Raw genomic sequence first — 20,494 nt, forward strand, 5'->3', positions numbered from 1 at the left:
GGGTGATGCGCGGCAATGCGTCAACGGGTCGGCTTCTTGTCCACCAGCGGCAGGCCAGGGGCGTCGGGTGCGACCGAGCCGCCTTCGCCCAGCGCCCGCTGCATGAAGACAACGTCGCGCCAGTCGTCATGCTTCCATCCCGCCGCCTTGAACACGCCCGCGTCGGTGAAGCCGCGCGTGCGATGCAGGGCGATGGATCCTATGTTCTCAGAGTCGCCGATCACCGCCACCATCTGACGAAGCCCCATCATCTCGCAGCGCGCAATCAGGGCATCCAGCAGCGCGCCGGCGACGCCGCGTCCCCTGGCCCAGGGCGCGACATAGATCGAGTCCTCGACCATGTAGCGATAGGCCTGACGGGTTCGAAACGGGCCGGCATAGGCGTAGCCGGCAACCGCGCCCTCAATCTCGGCCACAAGTCGCGGCAGGCCCAGAGCTTCCACCCCGGCCAGTCGCGACGCCATTTCGACTTCGTCGGGCGCCTCCAGCTCGAAGGTGCCGCGACCATTGGCGACGCTCTCGGCATAGATGGCCGTTATCGCGGCGATGTCGTCGGGACGGGCGTCGCGAACCGTCGGTGCGCTCACGCCTTCTCCCAGCCCTTGTCGATGGCCCAGACCGCGAAGGCGTAGTCGTGGGCGACTTCCTTCAGATAGTCGAACCGGCCGGCCGCGCCGCCGTGCCCCGCTTCCATATTGACCTTCAGCAACACAGGCTTGCCCGAGGTCGTCGCGGGCCGCAGCTTGGCGACCCACTTCTCCGGCTCCCAATAGGTGACGCGCGGATCGGACAGGCCGCCTGTGGCCAGCACCGCTGGATAGGCCTTGGGCTCGACCTGATCATAGGGGCTGTAGCTCATCATGTAATCGTAGGCGGCCGGGTCTTCGATAGGATTGCCCCACTCTGGCCATTCCGGCGGCGTCAGCGGCAGGGAGGTGTCGCTCATGGTGTTGATCACATCGACGAACGGCACCTGGCCGATCACGCCGGCCCACAGGTCGGGCCGCATGTTGTTCACCGCCCCCATCAGCAGGCCGCCGGCCGATCCGCCCTGAGCCACGATGTCTCCGGCCGCGGCGTATTTGCGGTCGATCAGATGTTCGGCGGCGGCGATGAAGTCGGTGAAGGTGTTCTTCTTCGTCATCTTCCTCGCGTCGAGGAACCAGCCCCAACCCTTGTCGGACCCGCCGCGGATATGGGCGATGGCGTAGATCCATCCGCGATCCACCAGCGACAGCCGGTTGGTCGAGAAGCTGGCGGGCATGGGGATGCCGTAGGAGCCATAGCCGTAGAGCAGGAGCGGCGCCGAACCATCGACCGGCGTCGATTTGCGCCGCAGCACCGTCACCGGCACCAACTGACCGTCCGCGGCCGGGGCATTCAGGCGCTCGACGACATAGTCATCGATATTATGGCCGGACGGGATCTGCTGGGTCTTGCGCAGGGTCCGCTCGCGCGTGGCCATGTCGTAGTCGAAGGTCTGGGTCGGCGTGGACGGCGAGTTGTAGGCGTAGCGCGTGGTGTTGGTCTCGAACTCGGATGCGCCTGCCAGCGACAGGGCGAAGGCGGGTTCGTCGACGGCGATCTCGTGCTCGGCGCCGGCGCGGTCGCGGATGATGATGCGGGTGTTGGCTTCGGCGCGTTCCTGGCGCGCCAGATGGTCGTTCGTCAGGTCCAGGCCTTCGATGAAGCGACCGGGCTTGTGTGGGACGAGGTCGGTCCAGTTGGCCTTCGACGGCGTCGCCGTCGGGGCCTGGACGATCTTGAAATCGATGGCGTCGTCGGCGTTGGTGCGGATCACCCAGCGGTCGCCCCAGTGATCGGCGTCATAGCGAATGGCCACCACGCGCGGCTCCAGCACCACGGGTTCGGCCGTCGGCGTGGCGGCGGGGATGTAGCGGGCCTCGGACGTTTCCTGGTTCTGGATGCCGATGACGATGAACTGGTCGTCGGCCGTGCGCCCGACACCGATGAACATGCCGTCGTCGGCCTCTTCATAGACCAGCGCAGTTTCGCCGCCGCGCGCCGCACGACGGAAGATCTTGTCGGGGCGGCCGTTGTCGTCGCGATTGGTCCAGAAGATCCACTGGCTGTCGGGCGAGAAGACGAAGTCGCCGGTGGCGCTGTCGATCACGTCGGCCAGGACCTCGCCGGTCGCCAAATCCTTGACGTAGATCTTGTGGACCTCGGAGCCCTGCGCATCCTCGGCATAGGCGAACAGGGTGTGATCCGGGCTGTGGCTCGCAGCCGAGACTTCGGAATAGGCCTTGCCCTTGGCCAGTTCGTTGGCGTCCAGCAGCAGTTGGGGCGTGGGGGCCATGACGAAGTTCTTCGTCACCGGCTGACCGTCCACCATCCATGTGCCCTGGCGCTCGACCCGCATATAGCGGGGATGCTGATCGCCCGTCTGGTATTCGACATAGTAGTTCCAGCCCCTGTCCGGCGCCGGGACGGAGCTGTCGTCTTCCTTGATGCGACCGCGCATCTCCGCAAACATCGTCTGCTGCAGGGGCAGGGTGGAGGCCATCATGGCCTCGCGATAGGCGTTCTCGGCCGTCAGATGCTCCTTGACCTCGGCCTTGATCAGGGTCGGGTCGCGCAGCACGGCCTGCCAGTTGTCGTCCTTCATCCACTGATAGTCGTCGGTGCGGGTGCGGCCCAACTGTTCGATGACGACGGGGATTTTCTTGGCGACGGGCGGCTGGGGCATGGGGGATCCGGTGGACTGGCGGGCGAGCGCAGGGGAGGCCGAGGCGGCGAGCGCCGTGGCAGCGGTGGACATGATCAATTGCCGACGGTTCATCGGTCGCTCCCCCTTGATATTCGAAGACCGAAGTTTGGGCGCGGCCGCCCTGGAACGTCAAATGAAGAAAAGCCGTGAGGCCTAACCGGCCAGGGCGTCCACCGTCATCCGTTGCAGCAGTTCGCCGCCCTGGCCGATGGCCGCCAGACGGCTGGAGACGTGGCCCAGCACATTGGCGGCATAGACCTCGTAGAGACCGAGCTTGCCTTTCAGCCAGGCCGGATCGCCGTCCTGCGCATCCAGCTTCGCCTTGGCCGCCAGCGCGCCCTTGGCCAGCATCCAGCCGCCGACGACGTCGCCCAGCAGCTTCAGATAGGCGTCGGCCGCCGCCAGCACGTCTGCCGCTGCATTCGGATCGGCCTTCTGATCCAGCAGCCAAAGGGTGGCGTCCTGAACCGCCTCGATGGCCGTCGCGAACCGTTCGATCGGCTTGCCGCTGTAGAGGCCGCCGAGATCGATCAGCGTCGCCTTCATGTCCGTGATCAGGGCCTTTGCCGATTCGCCGCCATCCATCGACAGCTTGCGCCCGACCAGGTCCATCGCCTGGATGCCGTTGGTGCCCTCGTAGATCGGGGCGATGCGGGCGTCGCGATAGTATTGGGCCGCGCCCGTCTCCTCAATGAAGCCCATGCCGCCGTGGACCTGGACGCCCATCGAAGCGACCTCGCAGCCGACATCTGTGGACCAGGCCTTGGCGATGGGGGTGAACAGGTCCTCGCGGCCCTTCCAGCGACGACGCTCCTCTTCGGTCGCGGCATGTTTCGCCAGATCGGCGGCGACGCCGGTGGACAGGCAGATGGCGCGCGCGGCCGAAATCTTGGCCTTCATCACGCTCAGCATCCGACGCACGTCCGGATGGTCGAAGATCGGGGCGTTGGCCTCGCCGGTCCAGACCGAACGGCCCTGGCGGCGGTCCAGCGCATAGGCGAGGGCGTGCTGATAGGCGCGTTCGGCGATGCCGACGCCCTCGACGCCGACGGCCAGGCGGGCTGCGTTCATCATCACGAACATATGGGCCAGGCCCTGGTTCGGTTGACCAACCAGTTCGGCGGTCGCGCCCTCATAGCTCATGACGCAGGTGGGCGAGGCGTGGATGCCCAGCTTGTGCTCGACCCCGACCGGGCGGAAGGCGTTGCGGTCGCCCAGGGTCCCGTCGTCCTTGACCGCGAACTTGGGCGTCAGGAACAGGCTGATGCCCTTGGGACCCTTCGGCGCGTCCGGCAGACGGGCCAGCACCAGATGGACGATATTGTCGGTGGCGTCGTGATCGCCCCAGGTGATGAAGATCTTCTGGCCGTTCAGGGCGTAGGTTCCGTCGCCGTTCGGCGTGGCGGTGGCGGTCAGGGCACCCAGGTCCGAGCCTGCACCCGGCTCGGTCAGCACCATGGCCCCGGTCCATTCGCCGCTGACCAGCTTGGTCAGATATTTCGCCTTCTGTTCTTCCGTTCCGACCTGCTCCAGCGCCTCGATCGCGGCCAGCGACAGCATGGGGCACAGGCCGAACGCCATATTGGCGGCATGGACGGTCTCATAGGCCGCCAGTTCCAGCGCCTTGGGCAGGGCCTGACCGCCGGCCTCGGTCGAGGCGGACAGGCCGGTCCAGCCGCCCGCCGCAAACTGGCGGTAGGCGTCGGCGAAACCGGGCGCGGCGGTGACCGAGCCATTGGCGTAGGTCGAACCCTTCTGGTCGCCGATCCGGTTCAACGGCGCCAGCACCTCTTCGGAGAACTGGCCTGCCGCTTCCAGCACGGCCGAGGCGACATCGGCGTCATAGTCGGGAAAGGCGCCGGTCGCCGCCACATCGGCCATGCCGGCCACCGCCTCCAGGGTGAAGGCCAGATCTCGAACGGGGGCGCGGTAGGTCATGGGTTTCCTCAATCGTCTTTGCAGCCTAAGTGCCGCGCCGGGGCCGGTCGCTGCAAGCGTCTTGGCGACGCGCCCCATCTAAGTGCAAGGTGACGTAGTGCCGTCACGGAAGGGAAGACATGGGCGAGCCCCGCAACCGATATTCGATCGTTTCCCTGGTGCTGCACTGGGGGATCGCGCTGGCGGTCCTGGCGCAGATCCTGTTGATCACGGCGCACGAGAATACCGAAGGTCCGATCTCCGGGCAGTTCGTGATGCTGCACAAGTCGGTAGGGCTGACGATCCTGGTGCTCACCCTGGCGCGGATCGGGTGGCGTTTGGCCAATCCTGCCATTCCGCTTTCACGCGACATCCCTCGCTGGCAGCGACTCGCGGCGCGGACGACGCATGTCCTGTTTTATGCGGTGCTGATCGTGATGCCGCTGACCGGCTGGCTGGCGTCGTCGGCGGGCGGGCGCGACATCCAGTGGTTCGGTCTCTTTTCCTGGCCCCTGCTGCCGGTCGGCGGCGGGCGGGACGCGGCGCGTGGGTTCATGGCCATCCACGGGCTGGTGGTGAAGGGGTTGTATGTCCTGATCGCCCTGCACGTGCTGGCCGCGCTGAAGCATCAGTTCATCGACCGGGACAATGTGCTGCACCGGATGATCCCGGTGATCCCGCGCCGGCCATGAGCGCCACGCCGCTTCAGGCGGCCGACGCCCTGCGGCGGGGCGAGCTGATCCTGCTGCCGACCGAGACCGTCTATGGGCTGGGCGCCGATGCAGGCGATGCGCAGGCGGTCGCCGCCATCTTCGCCGCCAAGGGCCGGCCACGGTTCAATCCGCTGATTTCGCATGTCGCGGATGCGGATGCGGCGCAGTCCATAGGGATCTTCGACACGCCAGCCTGCGCTCTGGCCGAGGCGTTCTGGCCGGGACCGTTGACCCTGGTCACGCCGATCAGGGACGCGGCGCGGGTGTGCGACCTGGCGCGCGCCGGTCTGGACAGCGTCGCTCTCCGGGCCCCGGCGCATCCGCTGGCGCGGCAGGTGCTGGAATCCTTCGGCGGTCCGGTCGTGGCGCCGTCGGCCAATCGCTCCGGGCGGCCCAGTCCGACGACGTTCGCGGACGCCGTGGACGAGACGGGATTCGCAGTGGCCGCCGCTGTCGATGGCGGCCCTTGTGAGGTGGGGCTGGAAAGCACGGTCGTGTCGGTGCTGGACGGTCGGGTCGCCCTGCTGCGGCCGGGCGCCGTCACCCGGGCTGAGATCGAGGCCGTCGTGGGGCCGCTGGCGGAAGGCGGGGAGGGACGACGCTCGCCGGGGCGGCTGACGCTGCATTACGCTCCCGACGCCCCGGTTCGGATCGAAGCGGTCGAGGCGATGGACGGCGAGATCCTGCTGGGCTTCGGGCCTGATGTCGGGGAGGGGCGGTGGAGCCTCAGCCCCACCGGCGACATGCGTGAGGCGGCCGCCAATCTGTTCCGGCTGTTGCGCGAAGCGGACCGGCTGAGCCCCGACGGCATCGCCGTGTCGCCCATTCCGATGACGGGGCTGGGAGAGGCGATCAACGATCGTCTTCGCCGCGCGGCGGGATTCGTCGGCTAGCCGAAACGGGCCTGCATATCGACGCTGGCATGGCGGCCGACCGCGCCCAGGCAGTTGTCCAGCCATTCGTCCGCCGCCGCCCGACCGCGTGTCTTCAGCTCGTTCAGGAAGGTCCATTCGGTGTTGAACTTGGACCGCAGCGACAGGTCCGACAGCCAGCGATCCGCCTCGATGGCGTGCATCCGCACGTGGCGATACGGCCCCTCGGCGCCCGCGTCGATCTGGCCCTGGCCGATCATCTCGCCGGCCAGGGTGATGGCGCGAAGCTCGGCGACCAGGGGGGCGTTGAAGACGATCTCGTTCAGCCGGTCCATGATGTCGGCGGCGGTCCGGGGCGGCTCGTCGCGCGTCATGGGGTTCAGCGTCACCAGCAGGACGTCGTCGGGCGTGTCGTCGCCGGTCAGGGGCCACAGGGGCGGATTGGTCAGATAGCCCCCGTCCCAATAGGGCTCGCCGTCGATCTCCACGGCCTGAAACAGGTGCGGCAGGCAGGCGGAGGCCATCAGGACATCGGCGGTGATCTCGCCGGACTCGAAGATGCGCGCCTTGGCCTGGCGCACGGCGGTGGCGGCGACGAAGAGCTTGATGTCCGAGGCCTGAACCGCGCCGAAATCCACCGCCGCCTTCAGCACCCGTTTCAGAGGATTGTGGTTCAGCGGATTGAATTCATACGGGCTCATGGACATGGCCAACTGCTCGCCGGCGCGCCAGAAGGGGTTGTCCTTGATCCAGTCCGGCGGCTGGGCGGCGTTCCAGATGGCGCTATCGCCGAAGACGTTGCGGCCGCCCGACTGGTTCACCTCACGCCACAGCTTGTCCAGCGCGGCGCGGGCGTCGCCAGCGGCGAGGCCCGACACCAGGGCGGTCCCGTTCATCGCGCCCGCCGAGACGCCGGAGACGGCGCGGATGTCCAGACGGTCATCCTCCAGCAGGCGATCGAGTACGCCCCATTGAAAGGCGCCGTGCGCCCCGCCGCCCTGAAGGGCCAGACAGATGGGGCGGCGCCCCTGGGGCTTTGGGGCCTTGTCCGTCGGCTCGACGGCCTTGCGTTTGAAGATCGCCATGCCGCCCCCTAGGTCATCGCGCTATTGAGCGGTCCAGCCGCCGTCGATCGAGAAACTGGCCCCGTTGGCCGAGGCGCCCAGGTCGCTGACCAGATAAAGGAAGATGCCGGTCAGCTGGTCGGTGGTCACGAACCGCTTGGTCGGCTGGGCCGCCAGGATGACGTCATGCAGCACCTGTTCCTTGGAGATGCCGCGCGTGCGGGCCTGATCGGCGATCTGCTTTTCGACGATCGGCGTCTCGACGAAGCCGGGGCAGATGGCGTTGCAGGTGATGTTGTCCTGGGCCAGCTCAAGGGCGACGGTCTTGGTGAAGCCGATGATGCCATGCTTGGCCGCGACATAGGCGGACTTGAACGGGCTGGCGACCAGGCCGTGGGCTGAGGCCATGTTGACGATCCGTCCACGCCCCTGCGCCTTCATGATCGGGATGGCGGCGCGAGTGGCGAAGAAGGCCGAGGACAGGTTGATGGCGATGATCTTCTCCCACTGGTCGGTGGGGAATTTCTCGACCGATTCGACGTGCTGGATGCCGGCGTTGTTGACCAGAATATCCAGACGGCCGAGCTCGCTCTGGGCGAAGGCGACCATGTCTGCGATCTCTTCGCCGCGCGTCATGTCGGCGGGATGGTAGCGAACCCGAACCCCGGACGAGGCTTCCAGCTTGGCGCGCGTGCGCTCGATCTCGGCTGGATCGCCCAAGCCGTTCAGGACGACATCGCCGCCCCCCTCCGCCACGGCCCGCGCAAGGGCCAGGCCGATGCCGGAGGTCGAGCCGGTCACGACCGCGACCTGACCCTTCAGATCGCCGATGCTGCGCAGCGCAGGCGTCTCGCCGTCGGCGCCCGTGGATACATTAGGCCGTTGCGACATAGGTCCGCCCTTCAGTTGGTCGGCGAGAGATTAGCGGCAGGACGGGTCGGGGATCAAGAATTTCCCGACCTGATGAATATCCATTCGCTTTCGGTCGATGCGGCCTTGTCGAACTTGTAACCGTCGCGGTCGAAAGCCTTCAGGTCCTCGACCCGTTCCACGCGTTCGTCGATGGCGAAGCGGGCCATGGCGCCGCGGGCCTTCTTGGCGAAGAAGGAGACGATGCGGCTCTCGCCGTTCTTCTGCTCGCGGAACTGTGGCGTCACGACCGGCAGTTTCAGCGCCTTGGCGTCCACGGCGCCGAAATATTCCTGGCTGGCCAGGTTGACCAGGGTGGGATCGGCCTGGCCTTCGGCGTCGGCGTTCAGCTGTTTGGAGATCCGGTCGCCCCAGAAATCATAGAGGCTGGACCCGCGCCGGGTCTTCAGCCGCGTCCCCATTTCGAGCCGATAGGGCTGGATCCGGTCGAGCGGGCGCAGCAGACCGTAGAAGCCGGACAGGATGCGCAGATGATCCTGAGCGAAGGTCAGAGCCTTGGCGTCCAACTCGCGCGCCTTCAGGCCTTCATAGACATCGCCGGCGAAGGCGAAGGCGGCCTGGACGCCGTCGGTCGATTCGGGATCGAAAGCCTTGAACCGCGCGACGTTCAGGGTAGCCAGATCGTCCGATATGCCCATCAGGCGGCGCAGGTCGGCCTTGGTCTGGCGCCGGGCCGTCGTCGCCAGACTGGTGGTGTCCTCCCGGAAGCGGCGCTCCGTGGCGGGAACGGCCGGGTCGGCCTCGGTGAAGTCGAGCCGCTTGGCGGGAGAAAGGACGATCAGCAAGAGGCGGCTCCGTGGTGGCGGGGTCCACATAGGCCGCTTCGGCGACGATTTGAACCGGGTGCGGCCATGCGGACAGGGGTGATCAGCCTCGCGCTTTCGCTGCGAAGTGGGTGGAGGACTGGGCGGAGCGCCGGGCCTTCGCCCGGAGTTCTGTTGTGGTGTTACCGTTTCGACGAAGGATATGACGCTCCGCGCGAAGGGTTGGCCGCAGGCAGGGGGCTTTTAAGCGGCGGTTCTTACGCCTCCCCCCCAATGCCGACGACGGGCAGGTCGGGGCTGCGCGCCCCGATCCCTGGTCCGGCCGTGGTTCCCACCCCGACCCTCGTTACGACGCTTCAGACACCGGGCGGACCCGACCGATAAGACGCCGAACTCGCACGGGCCGTCTCAGACCCGCCCCCGTTCTCTCCGCTCCCGCCGCCGCAAGGTCGCAGGCCTTACGAGCCCTCCATGCGACGAGACAGGCCTAGAATACGCGCGTTTGGGAGGGGGGATGGGAAATGGGGGACATAATTCGCCAACCGGCTGGATTCGTTGGGAAGGGACCAGCGTCATTGTGCGGGTTGGGGCCGGCTGAGCCCTGCCTCCGCCCTACATGCCCCACTCCCGTCATCCTCGGCCTTGTGCCGAGGACCCACGGTTAGGCGGATGCGAACGTCAAAGACGATGCACCACAGTGGATGCGCCTTGCTGCTGATCGTGCGGCGGACGGGTGGATCCTCGGCACAAGGCCGAGGATGACGGGGTGAAAAGGGGAGAGGCGTCTGTGGGACGGCGAGAGCCCCTCCACCACGCTGCGCGTGGTCCCCCTCCCCACGGTGTGGGGAGGAGACGGCCGTGTCTCAGCCGCCGAAGCCGCCTTCGTCGAGGAAGGCCTGTTCCTGCGGCGTGGTTTGGCGGCCAAGGGCGGCGTTGCGGTGGGGGAAGCGGCCGAAGCGGACGATGATGTCGCGGTGGATGCGGCCCCATTTTTCCAGATCGGCGTCGCCGGCGACCAGGGCCATGTAGCGGTCCTGATCCTCGATCCGTTCGGAATGTTCGAAGGGCAGCAGGAGGAAGTTCTTCAGCTCGGGCGCGACCTGCAGATGGAGGTCACGGGCCACAGCCTGCTCGGCGAACATCAGGGCCAGGGGGTCGGTGGCGAATTGGTGCGCCGTGCCGCGAAAACTGTTTCGGGGATACTGGTCCAGCAACAGGATCAGGGCCAGGGCGCCCTCGGCGGTCGCCATCCAGTCGTCCAGTTCGCGCCGCGCGGCGGCCCAGTGGACGGCGCGGCCGCTGTCGCGGAACAGGGTGTCGAACGCCTCGTCCTTGGCGAACCACTTTTCGGGACCGGCGTCTTTCCAGAAGGCGACGACGGCGGAAGGGGTTATGAGAACGGCCATGACCCAGACCATATCCAATCCATTGCCCGTCTTCCATGACCGCGACTGCGACCTGTCGATCATTCGCGGCAAGCGCGTCGCCGTGATCGGTTACGGCAGTCAGGGGCGCACCCATGCGCTGAACCTGCGCGATTCGGGCGTGACCGACATGGTGGTGGGGCTGAAGGCGGGCTCGAAGACACGCGAGCAGGCCGTCGCCGACGGGTTCCGCGTCATGACGGCCGCAGAGGCGGCGGCGGGCGCCGATGTCGTGGCGGTGATGGTGTCGGACGAGGCGCACCGCGACCTGTGGCGCGATGAGCTGGAACCCAACGTCCGGCCGGGCGCCGCCCTGGTCTTCGCCCACGGCCTGTCGGTGCGGTTCGGCCTGGTGGAACCGCGCGCGGACCTGGATGTGATCCTGGCCTCGCCCAAGGGCATCGGGCCGCGCATCCGCGACCTGTACGAGGCGGGCGAGGGGGTGTTCTGCCTGTTCGGCGTGCATCAGGACGCGACGAGCGAGGCCCATGCCCTGGGTCTGTCCTATGCGGCGGCGCTGGGATGCGGGCGCAAGGGCATTCTCGAGACCTCGATGAGGGACGAGTGCGAGAGCGACCTGTTCGGCGAACAGGTGGTGCTGTGCGGCGGGATCGCCGAACTGATCGATGCGGCCTTCATGAAGCTGGTCGACGCCGGTTATCCGCCCGAGGTGGCGTGGTTCGAATGTTTCTACGAGAGCAAGCTGGTCACCGACCTGATGTATGAACGCGGCATCGCCGGGGCCTTCGCCAAGATCTCCAACACGGCGGAATACGGGGCCTATCTGACCGGGCCGCGCATCATCGGCGACGCCTCTCGCGCCGCCATGGATCGGGTGCTGGGCGAGGTTCAGGGGGGCGACTTCGTGCGACGTCTGATGGCGGATTACGACGCCGGTTCGCCCGATCTGCTGGCGCGGCGCAAGGCGCTGGGGCGGCGCAGGATCGAATCCGTCGGGGCGCATCTGAATGCCGTGGCGCGCCAGGCGAAGGAGACGGCGGCGAACGACGACTGACGCATTCAGCGGTCGCGGCGGGTAGAAACCCGCCGTCGCGCCGTCGATATCGATAGAAGAGAAGATGGTCGGAGTGAGAGGATTCGAACCTCCGACCCCTGCGTCCCGAACGCAGTGCTCTACCAGGCTGAGCCACACTCCGACCGTGGGGACGGGCCTGGCGGCGTCGCCCCGAAGTGAGGACGCGGCTTATAGCCATGGGTTCGGGAGGCCGCAAGCGCCCATTTCACCCCATCTTTCCGGCGTGCGAAAATAGTCCTGATGGAGGGTGTTGCATCCCAAAACGGCTTGGCGTATCTGACCGCCTCCGCCGCACAGAGTGCTTCGGAACGCCGGTCCTGCTGGGGAATGGTGTAATGGTAACACTACGGTTTTTGGTACCGTCATTCTAGGTTCGAGTCCTAGTTCCCCAGCCATCCGCCTCTCAAATGCGCGTGGACCCACAAATGTCCTCCTGAAGGACGATGCTGTTCGCGGTCACGGTTTCCTCTCGTCCATCCAATCGTTGCGCGCCCTGTCATAGCGATGGGCGTCGCTTTTGTGTGGTCGGCTTCAAATCGAATGGGAATCGGCGGCTGGCGGAAGCGGTGGGATTCGAACCCACGGACGGCTCTCACCGTCGCTGGTTTTCAAGACCAGTGCCTTAAACCACTCGGCCACACTTCCTCGCCGCCGGAGCGGAGGCGGACGCCATAGCAGGCGAACGGGTCATTAACCAAAGCGGAAATGTCTTCGATCATCCTGTTTTCGTATTCTTTGACGAGGCGGACCGATGACGTGTGGACAGTGGGTGCGCGGCGCCCTGATCTTGGGGCTGTTCTCGCTGCTGGCCGCCTGTTCGACGGCGGGCGGCGCCAGTGTGGGCGCTACGCGCGGCGAGGCGCGCCTGCCCGTGGTCAAGGATCCGGCGCCGATCGTGTCGGGGACGATGCGGCCGTATCAGGTGCGCGGACGCTGGTACACGCCCAAGGAGCAGCCGGACTACGAAGAGGTCGGGATGGCGTCCTGGTACGGCGACGCCTTCAACGGGCGGCCGACCTCGACCGGCGAGCGGTTCGACATGCATGCCCTGACGGCGGCGCACAAGACACTGCCTTTGCCCGGTCTGGTCGAGGTGACGAACCTGGACAACGGGCGGCGGCTGGTGGTGCGGATCAACGACCGGGGGCCGTTCGTGGACAGCCGGATCATCGATTTGTCGCGCGAGGCGGCGACGGAACTGGGGATGCTGTCGCAGGGCGTGGGGCGGGTGCGGGTGCGTTATCTGGGCCGGGCGCCGCAGCAGGGCGGGGGCACGCTGTTGAGGGCGTCGGCGCCCGCGCTGCGCGTTTCGGCGCCGGTGAGTGCGCCTGTGCAGATGGCGGTCGCGCCGGCTGCGCCTGTGATAACCGAGGTCTCGATCTATTGGGTGCAGGCGGGGACCTTCTCGGATCAGGGCGAGGCCCGGCGAATCGCCGACAGCCTGAGCGGCTGGGTAAGGGCGGACCTCAACGGCGGACGGTTCAACGTCGTGGTTGGGCCGTGGGACAGCGCCAATGCGGCAGAAGCCGCCCGACAATCGGTCGTGGCGCGGGGTTACACGGGCGCCCTGTTGATATCCGGCAACTGATCGCGCGCGCGGGCTTGCGCCGGACGGCGCCCGCGCGCCATGAAGGCGCGTGACCCGTGGACAATTCATAAGCTTCGAAGGCGGCGAGGGCGCCGGCAAGTCGACCCAGGTCGGACGGCTGGTCGCGCGGCTGCAAGGCGTGCTGGGCGAGCGCAATGTGGTGCGCACCCGCGAGCCGGGCGGATCCAAGGGGGCGGAGGTGATCCGCAACCTGGTCGTGGCCAATGACGCCGAGCCGTGGTCAGCGATGACCGAAACCCTGCTGATGTACGCCTCGCGCTCGGATCATTTGGAGCAGACGATCCGGCCGGCGCTGGCGGCCGGCGACTGGGTGGTGTGCGACCGGTTCGCCGATAGTAGTCGAGCCTATCAGGGTGCTGGCGGCGGCGTGGCCCAGAGCTTCATCGAACAGATTGACGCGGGCGTGGTCGGGGACGACCAGCCGGACCTGACCCTGGTGTTCGACCTGCCGGTCGAGGTGGGGCTGGAGCGGGCGTTTGGGCGCGGCCTGTTCGAGACGCGGTTCGAATCCAAGGGCGTGGAATTCCATCAGCGACTGCGCGAGGGCTTCCTGCGCATCGTCGAGGCCAATCCGCAGCGCTGCGTGCTGATCGATGCTGTGGGATCGCTGGACGAGGTCGAGGCGCGGGTGTGGCGGGCGGTTCAGGACCGGCTGCTGTGAGCGAGGAGCATCCCCGCGACCGGTTCGATCTGGTCCCTGATGCTGCGGCTGAAGCGGCCTTTCTGGACGCCTGGGAGCGGGGGCGGCTGCACCATGCCTGGCTGTTGTGCGGGGTCGAGGGGACGGGCAAGGCGACCTTCGCCTATCGCGCGGCGCGGCGGCTCCTGGGCGCGGCGGCCGATCCGGCGCGAGGGCCGCTGGGCGCGCGACGCGAGGATCCGGTCAGCCGGCTGATCTCGGCCCAGTCGCACCCGGACCTGCTGGTGCTGGAACGGCTGGTCGAGGGCGGGAAGACCAAGAAGTCGATCTCGGTTGATCAGTCGCGCGACCTGCCGGAGTTCTTTTCCAAGAGCCCGTCGCAGGCCCAGCACCGGGTGGCGATCATTGATGCGGCCGACGACCTGAACATCAACGCGGCCAACGCCCTGCTGAAGGTGCTGGAGGAGCCGCCCGAGCGGGGCGTGCTGTTCCTGGTGACCCACGCGCCGGGGCGGCTGCTGGCCACGATCCGGTCGCGCTGTCGGCGACTGAGCTTCCCTATCTGGACGCCGGAGCGGCTGGAGACCCTGGTGCGCAATCGCACGGGGGCGGAGCCGGAGGAGGCCGAACACGCGGCGGCCATGGCGGGCGGGTCGCCGGGCGCAGCCCTGGCCCTGGCCTCGGGCGCGACCTTCGAGATGGATCAGTTGGCGCGTCGCTGGGTCGAGGGGGATGTGGACCGGGCCGAAGCTCTGGCCATCGCCGACAAGTTCCGGGGCGCGGAAGGGCAGGAGCGGTTCGAGACCCTGATGGACCGGCTGATCGCGGCGGTTCGGATGCGGGCGTTGCAGAGCGCGCCGGGCGCCGGCAATCGCTGGGCCGAACTGTGGGAGCGGCTGCAGCCGTTGCCGGAACGGGCGGCGGGACTGAACCTGGACAAGGCCGATGTGCTGGCCGGGGCGCTGGCGGACTTGAAGCGGGTCCAGGCCCAGCAGGAGCGGATGGGCTGATGCTGATCGACAGCCATGTAAACCTGCACGCGCCCCAGTTCGACGAGGACCGGGACGAGGTGATCGCCCGGGCGCGCGAGGCGGGGGTCGGTCTGATGGTCGAGATCTCGGACAAGCTGACCACCTTCGAGGCGACCCATGGGATCGCCATGGCAAACCCGGACATCTGGTGCACGGTGGGCGTCCATCCGCACGAGGCCAAGGATGCGGCGGACCTGACGGCGGCGACCCTGATCGAGCTGGCCCAACGGCCCAAGGTGGTCGGGATCGGCGAGTGCGGTCTGGACTTCCACTATGACTTCAGTCCGCGCGAGATCCAGGCGGCGGTGTTCCGCCAGCATGTGGCGGCGGCGCGGGAGACGGGCCTGCCGCTGGTGATCCATACCCGCGAGGCGGATGAGGTCATGGGGGCCATCCTGAAGGAGGAGCACGCCGCCGGGCCGTTCAAGATGCTGATGCACTGCTACACCAGTGGGGCTGAACTGGCGGGAATCGCAGCGGAACTGGGGGCCTGGTTCTCGGCTTCAGGGATCGCCACCTTCAAGGCGGCCGAGGATGTGCGGGCGGTGATCCGGGACATGCCCGGCGACCGTATAATCGTCGAGACCGACTGCCCCTATCTGGCGCCCATCCCGCATCGGGGGCGGCGCAACGAGCCGGCCTATATCAGCCATGTGCTGGACAAGCTGGCCGAGATCCGGGGCTGGAGCGCCGAGGATGCGGACCAGAGAACCACCGAGGCCTTCTTCGGCCTCTTTGACCGGATACCGAGACCGGCATGAGCTTCGAAGTCGTCATCCTGGGCAGCGGATCCTCCGGCGGGGTGCCGCGCGGCGACGGCGACTGGGGCGTCTGCGACCCGGCCGAGTCGAAGAACCGGCGGACGCGCTGCTCGATGCTGGCGAGAAAGACCGGGGCGGGGGGGGTGACCAACATCCTGATCGACACCTCGCCGGACCTGCGCGAACAGATGCTGGCCAGCGAGACCAAGCATGTGGATGCTGTCCTCTATACCCACGACCACGCCGACCAGACCCACGGGATAGACGATCTGCGCACCTTCGCCGCGCGGTCGAGGAAGCGGATCCCGGCGTGGATGGATGCGGCGACGCATGGCTCGCTGACGCATCGGTTCGACTATATCTTCGAGAGCAAGTTCGGCTATCCGCCGCTGCTGGACGGGCGGATCATTCCGCCGCACGGGACCTCTTGGTCAGTCGAGGGGGCGGGTGGGGCGATCCCGGTCACGACCTTCGACCAGGCGCACGGGCCGATCCGGTCGGTAGGGTATCGGCTGGGCGACATGGCCTATTCCAGCGACGTATCCGATCTGGACGAGGCGGCGCTGGCGGCTGTGGCCGGATGCAAGATCTGGATCGTGGACGCCCTGCGTTACGCGCCGCACCCGACCCATGCGCATCTGGACCGGGCGCTGGAATGGATCGCCGCCGCCGATGTGGAACGTGCGGTGTTGACGAACCTGCATATCGACATGGATTACAACGAACTGTCGGCGATTGTTCCCGCCAACGTCGAGGTCGGGTTCGATGGCTGGAGGATGATCGGCTGAGGCTGGCATGTTTGGCGGGCGGACAGCGCAGCCTATGCGCCGCCTCTTGTCTACGCCGCCACCTTCGCGCCCATCGACCGGGCGACGGCTTCGGCCACCTTGATGCCGTCGACGGCGGCCGACAGGATGCCGCCCGCATAGCCGGCGCCTTCGCCGGCAGGGAACAGGCCGCGCACGTTCAGGCTTTGAAAGTCGGCGCCGCGGGTCATTCGGATCGGGGATGAACTGCGGGTTTCGACGCCCGTCAGAACCGCCTGGGCGTCGTCGTAGCGAGCGATCTTGCGGCCGAAGACGGGCAGGGCCTCGCGCATGGCGGCGATCACATAGTCGGGCATCAGCGGCGCCAGATCAGTCGGGCGCACACCCGGCTTGTAGCTGGGAATGACTTCGCCCAGCGTGGTCGAGGCGCGGCCCTCCAGGAAGTCGCCGACCAGTTGGCCGGGCGCGAAATAGTCTCCGCCGCCGGCCGCATAGGCGCGGGTCTCCAGATCCCGTTGCAGTTCGATGCCCGCCAGCGGGTGGTCGCTCCCGTAATCCTCGGGCGAGATGCCGACCACGAAGCCGGAGTTGGCGTTCCGCTCGTTGCGCGAATATTGGCTCATGCCGTTGGTCACGACGCGGCCGGGCTCGCTGGTGGCCGCGACCACGGTGCCGCCCGGGCACATGCAGAAGCTGTAGACGGTGCGACCGTTCGAGCAGTGGTGCGAGAGCGTATAGGCCGCCGCGCCAAGATCGGGGTGGCCGGCGCAAGGACCGAACATCGCCCGGTCGATCCACGACTGCGGATGCTCGATGCGGAAGCCGATCGAGAACGGCTTGGCCTCGATATGGACGCCGCGTTCGTAGAGAGTCTGGAAGGTGTCGCGCGACGAATGGCCGATGGCGAAGACCACGTGGTCGGCCTCCAGCGTCTCGCCGGTGTGCAGGCGCACGCCCCGGATAACGCCCTTGTCGAGATCGATGTCCGTGACCCGGTGCTCGAAGCGATATTCGCCGCCCAGTTTTTCGATCTTCTCGCGCATGGCCTCGACCATGGTCACCAGGCGGAAGGTGCCGATGTGCGGGTGGGCCTCGGTGAGGATTTCCTCCGGCGCTCCGGCCGCGACGAACTCGGTCAACACCTTGCGGGCCAGGAAGCGCGGATCCTTGATCTGGCTGTAGAGCTTGCCGTCGGAAAACGTGCCGGCCCCGCCCTCGCCGTACTGCACGTTGGATTCCGGGTGCAGCTTGCCTTTGCGCCACAGCTCCCAGGTGTCCTTGGTCCTCTCACGGACCACCTTGCCACGGTCGAGGATGATCGGCTTGAACCCCATCTCGGCCAGGATCAGCCCGGCGAACAAGCCGCACGGCCCGGCCCCGATCACGACCGGCCGAAGGCGCTCGGTCCTGGGCGCGACCGCGACCGGGCGATAGGCCACGTCTGGCGTCGGCGATACGTGCACGTCGTCCGCAAAGCGGGCCAGCACCGCCGATTCATCCCTCAGCTCGACGTCGAGGATGTAGACTTTCAGAATCGCGGATTTCCTGCGGGCATCGTGCGCCCGCTTCCATATCGACCAGGACACGAGATCGTGCGGCGGCACGCCCAGGCGGGCGGCGATCGCGGCGGGCAAGGCCTCAGGCGAGTGGTCGAGGGGCAGCTTAAGTTCTGACAGGCGCAACATTTGGGGCGTTCTAGCCGGTCGCGACGCCAAAAGCATGAGGCAAGATCCAGAGGGCGGTGCTGGGAACCCCGCCCCTGATGGAGGCGATCAGGGCCTGAAACGATAGGGCTCTGCGCCTCCACCCCAAGTCCGCCATGTGGAACAGAAGACGTGGCGGGGCCCGTCTGATCACCGTCATCCTAGGCCTTGTGCCTAGGATCCATACGCTCGGTGTGTAGCGTCGGGCGCGGTCGGCGGATGTGCGATCGTTCCTGATATTTGAGTCTATGGATCCTAGGCACAAGGCCTAGGATGACGGGCGTTGGGCGTTGGGCGTTGGGCGTTGGGCGTTGGGCGGGGGCGAGGACCCGCTCAATCCGATCCCGCCTTATGCCCCTTCCAGTCGAACAGTTCTTCCAGCACCTGCACCGCCTGGCCCCGCTCGGACGTCAGATCGGGGTCGCGGTTCAGGATCAGGCGGGCGTCGTCGGCGGCGGCCAGCATCAGGGAGCGGTGGCGGATCGGGTCGGCGAAGCGGTAGGCGGGGAAGCCGCTCTGTTTCAGGCCCAGGGGGTCGCCGCCGCCGCGCAGGCGGAAGTCTTCCTCGGCGATGACGAAGCCGTCCTCGGTGCGGCGCAGGGTTTCGAGGCGTTCTTTCGCGGTTTCACCAAGGGCGCCGTCCTGGCCGCCGTACAGCAGGATGCAGGAGCTGGCCTTCGAGCCCCGTCCGACGCGGCCGCGCAGCTGGTGCAACTGGGCCAGGCCGAACCGGTCCGCGTGTTCGATGACCATGATGGAGGCGTTGGGCACGTCCACTCCGACCTCGACCACCGTGGTGGCGACCAGCAGGGGAATGCGGCCGTCGGCGAAGTCGGCCATGACGGCTTCGCGCTCGGCGCCCGGCATCTGGCCGTGGGCCAGGCCCACCTCGACGCCCAGCAGGCGACGCAGGTCGTCGGCGCGGTCGACGGCGGCGGCGAGGTCAATGGCCTCGGATTCGGCGACCAGGGGGCAGATCCAATAGGCTTGGGCGCCGGCGTCCAGCGCCGTCTTCAGCCGGGCGGCGACCTCGCCGATACGGGCCAGAGGGACGACGGCGGTGGTGACAGGGGTGCGGCCCGGCGGCTTCTCCATCAGGCGGCTGACCTCCAGCTCGCCGTACTGGGTCAGTTCCAGGGTGCGGGGGATGGGGGTGGCCGACATGGTCAGCAGGTGGACGGCGCCGATGCGCGGATCGCCCTTGGACTGAAGCCGCTGGCGCTCGCTGACGCCGAACCGGTGCTGTTCGTCGATGACGGCCAGGGCCAGGCGGTCGAAGCGGACGGCGTCCTGGAACAGGGCGTGGGTGCCGATGGCGACCTGGGCGTGACCGGAGGCCAGGGCGGCCAGCTTCTCGCGCCTCTGGCCGTTGGTGTCGCGGCCGGTGAGCAGGACGGAGGCGACGCCGGCCGCCTCCAGCAGGGGGCCGAGTTTCTCGTAATGCTGGCGGGCCAGGATTTCGGTCGGGGCCATCAGGGCGGACTGGAAGCCGCTGGAGGCCGCATCGGCCAGGGCCAGGGCGGCGACGGCGGTCTTGCCCGATCCCACATCCCCCTGAAGCAAGCGGCCCATCTGTTTGCCGGAGGCCAGGTCGCGACGGATTTCGGCGACGGCCTGGGCCTGGGCGTTGGTCAAGGTGAAGGGCAGGGCCTGGAGCAGGTGTTCGGAGGCTGCTCCAGGCGCGATGACGGGCGAGGGTTTGATCTCGCGGGCGCGGCGACGGCGGGCCAGGGCCAACTGGTGGGCCAGGAATTCGTCATAGGCCAGGCGCTGGCGGGCCGGGGCGTCGGGCGTCAGGTCCAGCTCGCCCGCCGGGGCATGCAGGGCGTCCAGCGCGGCGCGCCAGCCCAGCCAGTTCTGCTTCTTCAGCCAGGCGGGGTCCTGCCATTCCGGCAGGTCGGGGGCGGCGGGCAGGGCGGCCTGGACCAGTTTGCGCAGCTGGCGCGAAGTCAGGCCTTGCGTCGCCGGATAGACGGGTTCGGAAGCCGGGATGTCGGCGGCCTTGTCGGGCGTCACGATGTCCGGGTGGACGATCTGGACTTCGCCGTTGAAGCGTTCGACCTTGCCCGAGACCAGCCGGGTCTCGCCGCGCGGCAGCAGCCGGTCGATATGCTGGGGCGAGCCGCCGAACCAGACCAGGTGAACGAAGCCGGTCGGGTCGCTGGCGCGGACCTTCAGCGGTGCGCCGGGGCGGCTGGGGACGAACAGGCGGTCGATGACGATCTCGAAGATTCCGACCTCGCCGTCCACGGCGGTCGCGGCCTCCATCGCACGGCGGACAATGACGCCGGAGGGGCTGAGGAAGGCCAGATCGCGCACCAGCGGGCCCGCCACCTTCTGCACCAGGGGCAAGGCGCGGGGGCCCACGCCCTTCAGGCTGGAGACCTCGGCGAACAGGGGAAAGAGAATCTGCGGACGCATCGCGGGGAACATAGCGTGACCATGACGGGTGGCGAAGTCCGTTCAGGAACGCTATCTGCGCTTCTTCCATTTGAGGATGCTGACGCTCGCCACGCGGTGGCTCGCGGCTTG

General features: G+C 67.6%; 17 protein-coding genes and 3 tRNA genes. 9 read left to right on the forward strand and 11 right to left on the reverse strand.

Going from position 1 to position 20,494, the window contains the following annotated elements; genetic code table 11:
- Positions 1-20: 20 nt before the first annotated feature.
- The 3 genes from ACODSC_RS04715 to ACODSC_RS04725 form a co-directional block, all read right to left on the reverse strand.
- Positions 21-587 (reverse strand): GNAT family N-acetyltransferase, encoded by a 567-nt coding sequence (locus tag ACODSC_RS04715; protein ID WP_488812272.1) that lies wholly within the window; start codon positions 585-587, stop codon positions 21-23.
- Positions 584-2,803: a S9 family peptidase gene (locus tag ACODSC_RS04720; protein WP_488812274.1), complete on the reverse strand. Its 2,220-nt coding sequence runs from the start codon at positions 2,801-2,803 to the stop codon at positions 584-586. The genes ACODSC_RS04715 and ACODSC_RS04720 overlap by 4 nt, the downstream gene beginning before the upstream one ends.
- Positions 2,804-2,884: 81 nt before the next feature.
- Complete coding sequence (locus ACODSC_RS04725) at positions 2,885-4,669, reverse strand: acyl-CoA dehydrogenase (protein WP_488812276.1); 1,785 nt, start codon at positions 4,667-4,669, stop codon at positions 2,885-2,887.
- Between the two features lie 119 nt (positions 4,670-4,788).
- Here ACODSC_RS04725 and ACODSC_RS04730 point away from each other — a divergent pair, with 119 nt between their 5' ends.
- Both ACODSC_RS04730 and ACODSC_RS04735 read left to right on the forward strand, forming a co-directional pair.
- Positions 4,789-5,340, forward strand: a complete 552-nt coding sequence (locus ACODSC_RS04730; protein WP_488812278.1) for a cytochrome b — start codon at positions 4,789-4,791, stop codon at positions 5,338-5,340.
- A complete protein-coding gene (locus tag ACODSC_RS04735; RefSeq protein WP_488812280.1) occupies positions 5,337-6,254 on the forward strand; it encodes an L-threonylcarbamoyladenylate synthase in 918 nt (305 codons plus the stop codon). Before ACODSC_RS04730 ends, ACODSC_RS04735 begins: the two co-directional genes overlap by 4 nt.
- Here ACODSC_RS04735 and ACODSC_RS04740 read toward each other — a convergent pair.
- From ACODSC_RS04740 to ACODSC_RS04755, 4 genes are all read right to left on the reverse strand, one after another.
- The gene (locus ACODSC_RS04740) at positions 6,251-7,318 is read right to left on the reverse strand and encodes a patatin-like phospholipase family protein (RefSeq protein ID WP_488812282.1); all 1,068 of its coding nucleotides are present in this window, start codon (positions 7,316-7,318) and stop codon (positions 6,251-6,253) included. The two genes, ACODSC_RS04735 and ACODSC_RS04740, sit on opposite strands and share 4 nt — an antisense overlap.
- Positions 7,319-7,339: 21 nt before the next feature.
- A complete protein-coding gene (locus tag ACODSC_RS04745; RefSeq protein WP_488812284.1) occupies positions 7,340-8,188 on the reverse strand; it encodes a 3-hydroxybutyrate dehydrogenase in 849 nt (282 codons plus the stop codon).
- A gap of 53 nt (positions 8,189-8,241) precedes the next feature.
- The gene (yaaA, locus tag ACODSC_RS04750) at positions 8,242-9,012 is read right to left on the reverse strand and encodes a peroxide stress protein YaaA (RefSeq protein WP_488812286.1); all 771 of its coding nucleotides are present in this window, start codon (positions 9,010-9,012) and stop codon (positions 8,242-8,244) included.
- 842 nt (positions 9,013-9,854) lie between these two features.
- Complete coding sequence (locus ACODSC_RS04755; protein WP_488812288.1) at positions 9,855-10,397, reverse strand: DUF924 family protein; 543 nt, start codon at positions 10,395-10,397, stop codon at positions 9,855-9,857.
- Between ACODSC_RS04755 and ilvC the strand changes: the two genes are divergently transcribed.
- Complete coding sequence (gene ilvC, locus ACODSC_RS04760; RefSeq protein WP_488812290.1) at positions 10,396-11,430, forward strand: ketol-acid reductoisomerase; 1,035 nt, start codon at positions 10,396-10,398, stop codon at positions 11,428-11,430. The genes ACODSC_RS04755 and ilvC overlap by 2 nt on opposite strands.
- A 65-nt stretch (positions 11,431-11,495) precedes the next feature.
- On the opposite strand, the gene ACODSC_RS04765 is transcribed toward ilvC, so the two are convergent.
- A tRNA-Pro gene (locus tag ACODSC_RS04765) sits at positions 11,496-11,572 on the reverse strand.
- A 200-nt stretch (positions 11,573-11,772) separates the two neighbouring features.
- Here ACODSC_RS04765 and ACODSC_RS04770 point away from each other — a divergent pair.
- Positions 11,773-11,846: transfer RNA gene (locus ACODSC_RS04770), tRNA-Gln, on the forward strand.
- 160 nt (positions 11,847-12,006) lie between these two features.
- On the opposite strand, the gene ACODSC_RS04775 is transcribed toward ACODSC_RS04770, so the two are convergent.
- Positions 12,007-12,096, reverse strand: a tRNA-Ser gene (locus ACODSC_RS04775).
- 106 nt (positions 12,097-12,202) lie between these two features.
- Here ACODSC_RS04775 and ACODSC_RS04780 point away from each other — a divergent pair.
- Genes ACODSC_RS04780 through ACODSC_RS04800 form a run of 5 tightly spaced genes read left to right on the forward strand, consistent with a single transcriptional unit; the run spans position 12,203 to position 16,280 of the window.
- A complete protein-coding gene (locus ACODSC_RS04780; protein WP_488812292.1) occupies positions 12,203-13,039 on the forward strand; it encodes a septal ring lytic transglycosylase RlpA family protein in 837 nt (278 codons plus the stop codon).
- Between the two features lie 49 nt (positions 13,040-13,088).
- Entirely contained in the window at positions 13,089-13,721 is a 633-nt protein-coding gene (tmk, locus tag ACODSC_RS04785; RefSeq protein ID WP_488812294.1) for a dTMP kinase, read from the forward strand.
- Positions 13,718-14,710: a DNA polymerase III subunit delta' gene (locus tag ACODSC_RS04790; RefSeq protein ID WP_488812296.1), complete on the forward strand. Its 993-nt coding sequence runs from the start codon at positions 13,718-13,720 to the stop codon at positions 14,708-14,710. The genes tmk and ACODSC_RS04790 overlap by 4 nt, the downstream gene beginning before the upstream one ends.
- Complete coding sequence (locus ACODSC_RS04795; protein WP_488812298.1) at positions 14,710-15,492, forward strand: TatD family hydrolase; 783 nt, start codon at positions 14,710-14,712, stop codon at positions 15,490-15,492. The genes ACODSC_RS04790 and ACODSC_RS04795 overlap by 1 nt, the downstream gene beginning before the upstream one ends.
- A complete protein-coding gene (locus ACODSC_RS04800; RefSeq protein ID WP_488812300.1) occupies positions 15,489-16,280 on the forward strand; it encodes an MBL fold metallo-hydrolase in 792 nt (263 codons plus the stop codon). The genes ACODSC_RS04795 and ACODSC_RS04800 overlap by 4 nt, the downstream gene beginning before the upstream one ends.
- Positions 16,281-16,330: 50 nt before the next feature.
- Here ACODSC_RS04800 and ACODSC_RS04805 read toward each other — a convergent pair whose 3' ends face one another.
- Both ACODSC_RS04805 and recG read right to left on the reverse strand, forming a co-directional pair.
- On the reverse strand, positions 16,331-17,944 hold the full coding sequence (locus tag ACODSC_RS04805) for an NAD(P)/FAD-dependent oxidoreductase (RefSeq protein ID WP_488812302.1): 1,614 nt from the start codon (positions 17,942-17,944) through the stop codon (positions 16,331-16,333).
- A gap of 351 nt (positions 17,945-18,295) precedes the next feature.
- On the reverse strand, positions 18,296-20,383 hold the full coding sequence (gene recG, locus ACODSC_RS04810) for an ATP-dependent DNA helicase RecG (protein ID WP_488812304.1): 2,088 nt from the start codon (positions 20,381-20,383) through the stop codon (positions 18,296-18,298).
- Positions 20,384-20,494: the final 111 nt, after the last annotated feature.

It is taken from the genome of Brevundimonas sp. FG128, assembly GCF_057809775.1.